Here is a 12,078-nt window from a genome sequence, read left to right as displayed (position 1 = left end):
TGGAAGGGCAGGGCTTCTTTCAGCTCATGCAGGAACTCCCTGCTGAGCGATTGCAGATCGGCTTGACTGCTATTGCTGCGGCCGAAGCCGCCTGGCAGTGGACGCTGGACTACGTTAAAGAGCGCAAAGCTTTTGGTAAACCGGTCATCAAGTTCCAGAATACCCGATTTAAAATGGCTGAGATGAAGGCAGATATTACCGCCGCCAGGGTGTTCACTGATCGCTGCCTGGAACTTCACCTTGATAAGAAACTGGATATTCCAACTGCTGCAATGCTGAAACAATACACAACGGACCTGCAGTGTCGGGTGATGGATGAGTGTGTTTAGTTGCACGGTGGCTACGGTTATATGTGGGAGTACTCGATTGCCCGTGCCTGGGCCGACTCCCGTGTTCAGCGTATTTATGGCGGAACCAACGAAATCATGAAGGAGATCGTTGCACGCGCATTTTAAGCCGCAAGTTGCAAAAGGCCCGGGGCAGCTTCCGGGGCTCGCTCGTTGCCAAACCATACAAATTGCCAGGCGTATCAAGGTCTCCGAAACCCACTTTCCCTAAAGCAACGGCCCAACCTCTAACAAGGATAAATGGTTGCCGTGAGTTCGAGGGAGTGCCGTCGGGTGTTTATGCGAGGATAGATTATGACTACAGAAATCTTTCCCAGTGCCTTTTAGAGACGTTTGATTAGCGTGTAGCAGGGAAGGATGCGAAGCACTTTGGATAATTTAAACGCTGTTTGTGGTTTTACCCATAACTTTTCTAAATTTTGAAGCATTAATTTTCCACTACAGAGCCAACCCGCTGTAAATAATGATGCAACTGATGTCTGGCGTGAGCGTCCAGATTTTGGTGATGCACGCTCCTGAATACTGGGGGCTCAAAAAGCAGGCCTTAAACAAAAGCGGGCATTCGATTGAACCGCACCTCTCAATAGATTGGCTCGTTTCTATGCCTGTGGCGCTGCTCTTTTGGCTTCTCGTTCCAAGTGCTCATATGCCGTATCCATCCGCTAGGAGCCCCCACCGGAGTGGAGTATGTCCATCAACCACATTTTGTCCGAGAAGGTCCAGCGTGAAAATTCACCGCCGTGTAGGCGGCGGTGAATTGGATCCGCACATCGGATGTTAGTCCCACCATAGAATAACAATGCCCTCCACATGACATTGAAGACCAGAATAGAAATGAGTAGACAGTGCCTGCTCTTAGAAACGTTAAAGTATGTCGCATCTTAGGATCGAAATCGCTCTTGCAGAAAAAATCCAAGTCGATAATAAGTTATGACTTTTGTTGAGATTCTCGTCACAAATTTATCGCGATTTTAGCTTGACAATAGTTTCTTAGAATGGAAGTATCATGGGTACTTATGGATAAGTTGTACTTATTATAAAAAAAAGGATTTTTATGATCGCTCCCTCGAAATTTGCCTTTCTTTTTTTGGTCTCCTGGTCAAATATAATTAAAGCTAAACTTAATTTATTTTGTTGATTTTTGTTTGGCCCACCTACTTTGATCTGCTAGATGCTATTTAGCGTTATGGTTGCCAGATCCAGTCTGTCTTAAGGATTTTGGTGGCTCAATGCACGGTAAGAATTGTCAAGGTGATTATATATTTTGGCATTAAAAGAGATTTAATATGGAATTATCCTCAAAGCCATCTGACCTACGATCGATTGTCAGTGATGTCTCATTTAGCGCTGTTGTTGCTGGCATCATTGCGATAATAGTTGGCTACGCAGGGCCAACGATACTTGTTTTCCAAGTTGCCCAAAGCGCAGGTCTTACCGACGAGCAAGTCACGTCTTGGCTCTGGGCTTATTCAATTGCGTCGGGCGTAACAACAATTTTTGCCAGTATAGTTACGAGGCAGCCCATCATAATGGCATGGTCTACTCCAGGTATTGCCTTTCTGGTACTTGGATTAAGGGGTGTGCCATTTGATGAAGCCATAGGTGCATTTATCGTTTCTAATGTTCTGATATTGTTTGTTGGATTGACGGGGCTATTCAACAAAGTTATCGAAAAAATACCAATGTCTGTCGCTGCGGCTCTTAATGCCGGAATCTTGCTACCTTTCGCATTAAACGCTATTGGAAGTGTTCAAACTGCCCCTTTGATAGCTTTGCCGATGATTTTGACATTTTTCGTGGTTCGTATATTTTCTCCTCGTTGGTCGGTCGCAAGTGTTTTCCTCATTGGCATAATACTGTGTTTCTCTCAAGGTGAGGTAAATTCTTCGGATCTCGCCCTGAAAATAGCTGTTCCAATATTGACGGAGCCAACTTTTACGATTAGCTCCATCATTAACATTGCTATTCCGCTGACAATTTTGGCTTTGACGGGGCAATACCTTCCTGGGCTGACTGTTATGCGCAGCTTCGGGTACAAAATAAAAAACAATTTCGTAGTTAATGTTGCAAGTATCGCATCAATTATTGTGGCGCCGTTTTGCTGTCATAATATAAATCCTTCTTCAATGATAGCCGGGATAGTAGCAGGGCCGGAAGCTCATGAGGATCCAGATAAAAGGTACTGGGCAGCAATTACGGCAGGAGTCGTATATATTATTTTTGGAACACTTGCCGCCTCGTTTGTTTTGTTATTTGCGGCGCTTCCTTCAGAGGCTGTCTATGTTTTGGCTGGTGTGTCTTTGCTATCAGCAATCGCGATATCTCTAAAAACATCTTTTGATTCGGCCAAGCATGATTTCGTAATACCGACAGTAGTGTTTTGCGTTGCCATTTCTGACGTCACAATCTTATCAATCGGCTCCGCTTTTTGGGCAATTGTTGTTGGATTTGCACTGTCTCTATTTTCTAAAGATAAAATCTAAAATTAGGAAAAATCAAGGATGAAATACGCAAAAAATATGCTCTCTTTGTCGCCCGTGCACATGAATGCTTCGCGGCCCGTATCAGAAATTCTCGATAGTGAATTGGTTTCACTAGCCTATACGTCGGATGTCCCAGACCCCGATCCAAAACAGTTCGAGTTGGCGAAAAAAGCTATCTTTGCAAGGGCATTACTTATTAAACAGGAAATCGATCCTTCTAAAGCAAATTCGGAAGACTCTGAAGGTTTTTATCGAATTTGTAGAGAGATAGTTGATTCTCATTTAGAAAGTCGTAAAAGCTATTTCGGACCCTCTCAGTGTGAACCCCTTCCAGATGTTGAGGAGCTGACCAAGGATAACCGTGACATTTTTCTTGTCATCAAGTTTATGGATGAAGCCCCGCATATAAAGGCGACGATTCAGAGTCTTCTTAATCAAAAAGATATTAATCATCGGCGCATCGTGATCGTGGCCGCTGATAATATGTCAAAAGATGGTTCGAGCGAGATAGTAAAAGAGCTTATACGTGAAAACAGCACTGAAATTAAGATGTTCTATATTCAGCAGGAAACTCCTGGAGGGGGAAGTACCGCTCGATATGGTGTCGACCGTTGTTTGGCAACTATTGCAGAAATGTGTGAAACGGATGGGGATTATTCAAGACTCCAAAGGGCTCGAATAGCGGTTTCAGATGGCGACACTGTTTACCATCCAAAGCTTGTTGCAGATAGTGCACAGACCCTAGACCGTTACCAAGAAGTCGATGGTGTAATGCCATTTCTTCTCTACAAAATTACGGCTTGCCATCGTTTTTTCAAGAGATATGTCGCGCGCCGCCCGGCGCAGTTAAACTCGTTTATCGATAACAATAAAGAAAAGATCGTCGTTTCCCCTTATTCGCTTGCTAATGCTGAAGATTTACGGCGTTTTCCTCGAGCAGCCAGGAGGGTTCTTTCCGAAGCGGGTCAGCCAGGAGTGATGCTGGGGGTAGACCTTAACAATGATAGCCTATTTGTTCCGTTTGTTGCGTCTATTGATTCAGGGCTTCGGTTCGGAGTTGCTGAAGATGAGAAAGGTAATCGGGCGTATGTGTTCGAAGACAGAACGATCACACTGGAACAAGCGGCAGTCTCTGGAGATGAAACAGCGCTTATTTCCCTGGAAAATAATGTCATCAATAAAGATGAAAAATGGAAGTGGCATGCTCTAATTGGACATGATCTTTTTCTTACATGGTCATTCCAAAAAATGGGACTCAGTGAAGAATTGATTCTTCCTGACACGAGTGATGCGCTAAAAATATTCCGTGCTTGGAGCTTTGCGGTAGGTGGTCAACATCAACTATCGAGACCCAACATGGAACGGGTCACTGGTACTGACTATCAATCTGGACGTGTGATTCAGTCTTTCGGTGGCCAGACCGTACTGGGGTCTTCGAAGGCTTATACAGAAACAGAAGTCGATCGGTTGGCAAAAATGATTCGCAATTTTGCCAATGACCAAAGTGTCTTCTATGGCCACACCCGGAGTAGAGGATTAGAGCGTGCTAGCGGTCTTTATTTGCACATGACGTCTATTCAGGACCAAGTTGAAGCAGAAGTAAGAGATTATGGCGATAGCTTCTTCGAGCAGATCGCATTTCCAGAGCGAATTATCTTTCCTTTTCGTTGGATGCTCCAAAATTTTATTGGGTATTACGCGAGAGCGAATGCGTCAGACAGGGAAACAGTCGCTAATAAGAGCTTCAAGGTTATTTTTGATGATTCCACATGGACAAGCATTCAGCTTCTAATCGTTACTAATGATGAGCTTTTGAAGCTTAACCAACTTCCATTCGAGAAGTTTCGAGAGCGCTGTGAAGAATTGTCTGAAGATATTCTTATCATGTTTTGGAAGCCGATGATGGAGTTCTATACGCGTACTTTGACCTCCTACTTCAACGATCATCATCTGGAGGCTCATCTGTACGACTGGCTGCTCACAGGTTTAACCACCTGTCGGAATGCTTTGTCGGAAAACAGGCCTGACATTGATCCAAACGAGGTGTGGGCTTCGCCGGAATTTGTTATCGATCATGAGAGAGGGCAGGTCCTGAATATTAAAGAGGTAATGCGCGAACAATGAGAGGCGACAGGTCAAGCGTTACTCGAGTCAGTATCCCGCTTTATTCTTCCGAAAGTCAATTCGGACTAGGTGGGGGGCGCGAGCCCCACATGGAAGTATTTCTTCCGCCCCCGGAGGTGGCCACTGGCCAAAGTGTTTTGGCTCTTCCTGGGGGGGGGTACAGCTTTTTATCGCCAAAATCGGGTGAGCAATACGGCCACTTTTTCGCAAGTCATGGAATAGCCGTCGCGGTGGTTCATTTCCGACTCGGGACGGAAGGGGCTCGTGGTCAGGAGATGTGTAACGACGTATTTGCAGCGGTTAGAAGGTTGCAAGAAAACGCCGCGCGATGGGGCTTACAGTGGGACCAAATTGGACTGATAGGGACGTCGGCAGGTGGCCACTTGGCAGCCATGATCTCAACGGGTTTGGCGGAGCGCGTTATTCGAGAGAGTCATTTATTAGGAACAACTGAGCCCTCATGGCGACCCGCGTTCGCGGTCTATTGTTATGGCGTCTTATCACTCAATGATCCAATTGCGCATCGTGAGACGAGGGAAAATTTTTTAGGGGTTTTGAGTGAGGATTTGACCGCGAGACATATGTCTTCGCCTGTAGAGCATGTTTCTTCAGATCATTGTCGTGCGTTCATTTGGCACACAAGTGAAGATATTGAGGTGTCCGACCTCAACTCGCTAGAGTTTTTTTGGCAGCTAAGGAAACACAGTGTTCCAGTTGAGCTTCACCTCTACCCTAAAGGACCGCATGCACTCGGATTAGCACAAGACATGCGATCTGGCGTTCGTTTTGAATGGGCGAATGAGTGTGTTCGATGGATTAAAGATGCTCCAGTCTTGGCTTAACTCAGCGATCTTTTTTGGGTTTTCAAAGGAAGGAATCCACCATGACTTATCATATCATCGTAGAGCCAACATCTACGCCTAAGTCCCTACCTGAATATCACGAACTTCAGTTTGGTTCGCATATTTCTGACCATATGTTTATGGTCAATTACACGTCCCAAACCGGCTGGCACAACCCGAGAGTTATCCCATATCAAAAAATTGCGCTAGAACCTACCGCTTTAGTATTTCATTACGCCCAATCCATCTTTGAGGGACTGAAAATATTCCGTAGAAAGGATGGCCATATAGGATTGTTCCGGCCTCAGAAAAATGCCCAGCGACTGAATGCGTCAGCAGCGAAAATGGCGATGCCAGAATTGCCTGAGGATTTGTTTCTAGACGGGTTAAAAAAACTGGTTGAAATCGACTCGCGCTGGGTCCCAGACAGAAAAGGCTTCTCTCTTTACGCTCGGCCGGTCATGATCGCTACCGAACCTGCTCTGGGCGTTAGAGCCGCTGAACAGTATCTCTTTTATATCATTTTGACGCCGGTGCCCAGCTACTACAATCCAGACCTACCTGGTTACAAGCTCACCGCATCCCGGAAAAGATCACGCTCTGCGCTCGCTGATGTTAGCGATGCGAAAACGGCAGGAAATTACGGTAAGACCTTACGCTCTTTAGAGCAAGAACAAGAATCTGGATACAACAATATTCTTTGGTTGGGTGGTGAAGCCTGTAAATTTATCGAAGAAGCCGGCATTACGAATGTATTCGTTAGATACGGTAATACCTTGGCGACACCCCCACTAAACGGTCGGATATTACCGGGCATTACGAGAGAATCTGTTATCACCTTGTTAAGGGACCAAGGATTTGAAGTTCTGGAAAGAGAAATTGAAATCAATGAACTAACAAGAGCAATTGAAAACGATCAGGTCCAAGAGGTATTCCTTACCGGAACAGCAACAGTAGTAGCGCCTGTTGATACCATCGAATTCGAAGATAGAAAGTACAAACTTCCAGAGCTAAAATCATCAACGGCAGCGTGGCTGTTCGACACAATCACATCATTGCAGAACGGATCCACAAGCGATCCCTATGGATGGACTGAAACGTTAGAGTTCGAAGCATGAATTTGTATTGCACCGAGCTCGCGTTCAGTATGCCTGACGAGAAACAGATTGGAGATAATGGAACTCTTTCCCAGCTCAGAGAGGGCCTCTCGAGGGTTATCGAAGAGAGTAGCTCCAGCTTCTCAGGAACAGGTCTTGTCATCCTTGAAGAGGGTGAGACGATTGCTAATTTTCCTATGATCTCTTTGCCGGAAATTTATTATAAAAGACCGGTGTTCGAGGCGTTGAAGGAGATCAGTTTAAAGTCGTCACCATACCATGATGGATTTCATATCCTTGATGCAAAATTAAACGCAATTCAGTTTTGTGCGTTTCTTTCTCCGTCCATTGATGAAAAGCTATTACCCGATGTGTCAATATTTAACTTCAGTGGTAGTCGAGGCTATACCGCATATTTTTCTTCTTTGATTCCGGAAGTACGCTATACCGCAATTGCATCTCAAAGTGGGAGCATTCGTATTTTCGCGCGGGGCCGGGAAATTACTTGATATTGCTAAAATAGTTTTTAAAGGACGAAGTTAATTGTCACCAAGAAAAATAAATAAAGGCCTTCCTGCCGGTGCCGCTGGATGGAAGGACTTTGAAAAAAATGCACGTCGTCGTCTTCCGAAGTTTGCATTCGAATATCTGTCCTTCGGAATCGGAGAAAATGTCTGCTTGCAAAGAAATAGAAGAGATCTCGATGAAACAGTATTAGCGCCTAATTTGGTAGAAGAGAGTACTGGAGTTAATTCAAAAAAAACCGTCTTTGGGCAGGTCTATGATTCGCCCCTTGGAGTGGCGCCAGTGGGCGCGCCGTCGATATTTTGTCCTGAAGCGGAAATCGCATTGGCCTCTGCTTGCAAAAAGCATAATCAGCCCTTTTGTACTGCAACTCCATCGACCACTCCATTCGAAGCCTTGGCAGATATCCTAGGGCCTAAATTATGGTTCCAGCTGTACCCAACTCGGAACAAGAGTGATCGGATTGACTTGTTAGGTAGGTTGCAAGGGAGAGGCATTGAAACGTTAGTTTTAACGATCGATGTGCCTGCTTTTCAATGGCGAGAAAACTTCGCTCGGCAAGAATCATTGGCGGCCGGCTGGCGCCGACCTCTAGCTCTTTATAAGTACCCTCGTTGGATCATCCAACAAATTAAAGGCGGGCGACTTCGTTTACCAAACATAGAAAAATACGCAAGGAGCAGCCGATTTTCCGATGGACAAAATTATATAGCAGAAAATTGTATTTGGCCAATTGGGCTCGAGGACCTTAAAAGATTTCGAGATGAATGGCCAGGAAATTTAGTAATTAAGGGCATAACCAATCCGCTCGTCGTCCCCCAAGTTTGCGAGATTGGGGTTGATGCAATTTATATTTCTAATCATGGCGGGCGGCAATTGGATGCGGCCCCTTCAACAATGTCCGTACTTAGGGAAATTACTGGTAATGTTTCAAAATCAGTTAAAGTATTTGTGGACGGAGGAGTTCGCTCGGGCATTGATGTGACGCGTTATCTCTCGCATGGCACTGATCTGGTATTTGCGGGAAGGCTCCCCTATATGGCGATATCCGGTTGGGGACCAAAGATAGCAGATCCCCTACTTAAATTGATGAATGATCAGATCATTGCCTCGATGACTCAGCTAGGGTGCTCAGATCTTTCTGAGTTATCGACCTTTAATCTCCATGGACGAAATTGATCTTCTCTAGTAACAGGACAAATTAAAAATGGACTTTTCTGAATATAAAATAGGTGTTGTAGGCCTTGGTTATGTTGGTTTGCCTCTCGCTGTGGCCTTTGGAGAAAAGGTCGAGACTTTTGGTTTTGATATCAATTCAGACCGCGTAGCGCAGCTGAGAAAAGGGGTTGACTTAACAAATGAGGTTAATTTTCTAGAATTGAAGGCGGCGAGCAGATTAAGGTTTACCTGCGAATCCGAAGATCTAGCGAAATGCAACGTTTATATTATCACCGTTCCGACGCCAATAGATGAGTTTAAGCGTCCAGATTTGTCACCCTTAGTTGCGGCTAGTAAAATGATTGGAAAGTTGCTTTCGCCCGGTGACATTGTTGTGTACGAATCGACTGTTTATCCGGGCGCTACGGAAGAGGAATGCATTCCGATTTTAGAGAAGGAATCTAGGCTCTCGATAAACGTAGATTTCTACTGTGGTTACAGCCCCGAGAGAATTAATCCTGGCGATAAAGAAAGGCGATTGAAAAATATTGTTAAAGTAACGTCAGGGTCTAATTATGAGTCTAGTTTAGTAATAGACGAAATGTATAAATCGATAATTGCCGCTGGTACATTCAGGGCGGCTTCTATAAGAGTTGCTGAAGCAGCAAAGGTTATTGAAAATACTCAGCGAGATATAAACATTGCGTTAATTAATGAATTGGCTGTTCTTTTCGACTTGCTTAATATAGATACAAGTGATGTGTTGGCGGCAGCAAACACTAAGTGGAATTTTCTCGATTTCCGCCCAGGCTTAGTTGGTGGTCATTGCATTGGCGTAGATCCTTACTATCTGACTCATAAAGCGCAATCAGTGGGGCACCATCCGGAGGTTGTCTTGGCTGGCCGACGAATAAATGACTCAATGGGAAAATTTGTTGCTAATAAAATAGTTGATCTCATGATAAAAAAAGGTGTTCAAGTATCAAATAGCAGGATCCTTGTAATGGGTTTTTCGTTTAAGGAAAATTGCCCGGATATTCGAAATACGCGTGTTATTGATATCGTTAGAGAGTTTGAAGATAAGGATGCAGTAGTTGACATTTTTGATCCTTATATTGATCATGAAGAGGCTAAAATAGAATATGGGGTTTGTCCTGTTAAAGTTCTGAACTCGAATGCTTACGATGCAATTGTAGTTTGCGTTGCCCATGATGAATTCCGAAAAATTGACATCAATGACATCCGTGGGCTTGGGCGAGCCAATCACGTGTTGTTTGATATAAAAAATATATTGCCACAGGGCCAAGTGGATGGCCGCTTATAGAGTTATATTTTTTTAAGTAATGTTAATTGAAAAAATAGTGAGAAATTTTAAATCTTAAATCAAAATATGAGTGATAAGTAATATCCGGTTGAAAAAGGAGCGCGGGATATAGCCGCGTTCCTGCATTTTCTGTACTACTTCGCCTTTGAATTCTGGGATGTAGTGTTCGCCGTTCGTGGCAACCCCTACAAGGCCTCACTTAGTCTTGGAATGTCCAATGGAGTTGGGAACGGCGAGGTGGATTCCTACTGTGATCTCAAATAGCCGGAAATGCCAGTGTGGATCGCCCACCTTGAATGTCCGCTTTGCGACCAGAGTCCTCTCGGAGCTCAGCTAAACAAAAGCGAACATTCGCATTACATCTTCTGCCCCCCGTTATTCTCCCCTGAGAAAGACCGAAATCCGTTCTTTCTCGATCTCAAAGACAGGTAATCCCCCCGAAAAACCGAGGTGCTCAAAAGTAGAATTTTCCGTAAGCTAAACGCAGGGAGATTCTGTATGAAGAAATCACGTTTTTCTGATAGCCAGATCATGGCGATCCTGAAGCAACCCGAAAACGGCGTACCCGTTCCTGAGTTATGCCGCGAGCACGGCATGAGCAGTGCCAGCTTTTATAAGTGGCGAGCCAAATTTGGCGGCATGGATACCTCCAGGATCAAGCGTATGAAAGAGCTTGAGGATGAGAACCGGCGGCTGAAGAAGATGTATGCCGAAGAACGGCTCAAGTCTGAGTTGCGAAAGGAAGCTCTTGAGGGAAAGTGGTAAAGCCATCTCTCCGCCGCGAGATGGCGCACAAAGCCGTTGCCGCTGCTCGTTGTAGCATTCGCCAAGCCTGCGAGGTCTTCAGTGTCAGTGAGTTCTGCTATCGCTACCGGGCTAAGCTCAGTAGTGAAAATGCCGAGATCGCGGATCTGTTGGTGCGCTTAACCCATAACCAGAGAAACTGGGGTTTTGGTCTGTGTTTTCTGTACCTGCGCAACGTAAAGGGATATCCCTGGAACCACAAACGCGTTTACCGAATCTCCCGGGAACTGGAGCTGAACCTGCGTATCAAGCCTCGTAAGCGGCTGGTGCGTGAGAAACCCGAGCCATTGTCGGTGCCCACGACCATCAACACCAGCTGGTCCATGGACTTCATGCACGACCAGTTAGAGGATGGCCGAAGTTACCGGCTGCTCAATGTGATTGACGATTACAACCGGGAAGGTCTTGGGATTGAGATAGACCTGTCACTGCCCTCTGAGCGTGTTATCCGGGCTTTGGACCCGATCATCGAATGGCGGGGAAAGCCCATGCAAATTCGCTGCGACAATGGCCCGGAATACATCAGCGCCACCTTGGCTGCCTAGGCTAAGAGGCACGATATTACGCTGGTCTTTATCCAGCCCGGCAACCCGCAGCAGAATGCGTATATCGAGCGTTACAACCGCACCGTACGTTATGACTGGCTGGCCCAATACCTATTCCACTCGATTGAAGAGGTTCAGGAATATGCAACGCAGTGGCTATGGACTTACAATAATGAACGGCCCAACATGGCCCTCGGAGGCATTACCCCACAACAAAAACTGGCCATGGTGGCCTGAACTCTACTTTTGATGCCCTCTTAAAATGGGGGGATTACCGATCAAACTCTAGCTGAAACTGAAAGCCTTGAGTCCATATTACGGCAAATTGCCTATATGTTCTCGACTGAAGGAATCCCGCGATTTGCTGAATTTCTGAAAATGGACAGGCATTGTGTGGAGCGCTGGATGACGGGGGAAACGAAACCAGCTTTAAAAAGTGTTCAGCGCGTTTTTGGTAAACTGAAGGTATCTTGGGCAGATGTTCTGATGAAGCGGATGAGCGCATCCGACATCATCGAATCAAACAAACGGAGTCGATCTAAGGTCCAATGGTCTCGCAGAGAGCTGGACCCAGAACGGGAATTACGAGTCGTTGACGGAGAAATACTCCATGACGATCAGCCCTGTGCCAGGAAAGTCAGGAGCGCCGCTGCAATTGAACGAATTGATCGTTATCTTGATCAAATCATCTCTGGCAGAGTAAAGCCTTATTCTCGCGCAAAAATCGCCGCCACTCTGTTAACGTAATGGTCAGTAAGGCAGCGCAGCTCGTCATTGCGACGGAAACGGATCTGAAGCTGCCAGGGACACCGGCGGCGATGCAGAAAAT

Annotated in this window: 7 protein-coding genes and 3 pseudogenes; all 10 read left to right on the top strand. The window is 45.6% G+C overall.

Annotated elements, in window-relative coordinates; all coding sequences use genetic code 11:
* Positions 1 to 455: pseudogene (locus tag DS878_RS00075) on the top strand (acyl-CoA dehydrogenase family protein); the annotation flags it as partial.
* Between the two features lie 1,178 nt (positions 456 to 1,633).
* Positions 1,634 to 2,830 carry a benzoate/H(+) symporter BenE family transporter gene (locus DS878_RS00070; RefSeq protein WP_113813908.1) on the top strand — a complete coding sequence of 399 codons (1,197 nt, stop codon included), beginning with the start codon at positions 1,634 to 1,636 and terminating at the stop codon, positions 2,828 to 2,830.
* 18 nt (positions 2,831 to 2,848) lie between these two features.
* Complete coding sequence (locus DS878_RS00065) at positions 2,849 to 4,954, top strand: glycosyltransferase family A protein (protein ID WP_222837409.1); 2,106 nt, start codon at positions 2,849 to 2,851, stop codon at positions 4,952 to 4,954.
* Positions 4,951 to 5,796: an alpha/beta hydrolase gene (locus DS878_RS15700; RefSeq protein WP_113813907.1), complete on the top strand. Its 846-nt coding sequence runs from the start codon at positions 4,951 to 4,953 to the stop codon at positions 5,794 to 5,796. Before DS878_RS00065 ends, DS878_RS15700 begins: the two co-directional genes overlap by 4 nt.
* 41 nt (positions 5,797 to 5,837) lie before the next feature.
* Entirely contained in the window at positions 5,838 to 6,914 is a 1,077-nt protein-coding gene (locus DS878_RS00055; protein ID WP_113813906.1) for a branched-chain amino acid aminotransferase, read from the top strand.
* A 29-nt stretch (positions 6,915 to 6,943) separates the two neighbouring features.
* The gene (locus DS878_RS00050; RefSeq protein ID WP_148707051.1) at positions 6,944 to 7,402 is read left to right on the top strand and encodes a hypothetical protein; all 459 of its coding nucleotides are present in this window, start codon (positions 6,944 to 6,946) and stop codon (positions 7,400 to 7,402) included.
* Positions 7,403 to 7,436: 34 nt separating this feature from the next.
* Positions 7,437 to 8,597, top strand: a complete 1,161-nt coding sequence (locus DS878_RS00045) for an alpha-hydroxy acid oxidase (protein ID WP_113813904.1) — start codon at positions 7,437 to 7,439, stop codon at positions 8,595 to 8,597.
* Positions 8,598 to 8,625: 28 nt separating this feature from the next.
* Positions 8,626 to 9,900 (top strand): Vi polysaccharide biosynthesis UDP-N-acetylglucosamine C-6 dehydrogenase TviB, encoded by a 1,275-nt coding sequence (tviB, locus tag DS878_RS00040; protein WP_113813903.1) that lies wholly within the window; start codon positions 8,626 to 8,628, stop codon positions 9,898 to 9,900.
* 498 nt (positions 9,901 to 10,398) lie between these two features.
* A pseudogene (locus DS878_RS00035) lies at positions 10,399 to 11,486 on the top strand (IS3 family transposase).
* 500 nt (positions 11,487 to 11,986) lie between these two features.
* A pseudogene (locus tag DS878_RS15550) lies at positions 11,987 to 12,078 on the top strand (aromatic acid decarboxylase); the annotation flags it as partial.

This window comes from Marinobacter sp. F3R11 (assembly GCF_003318275.1).
GTDB lineage: Bacteria > Pseudomonadota > Gammaproteobacteria > Pseudomonadales > Oleiphilaceae > Marinobacter.
Note: the sequence above shows the minus strand (reverse complement) of the source record. Positions and strands in the feature narration are given on the sequence as shown.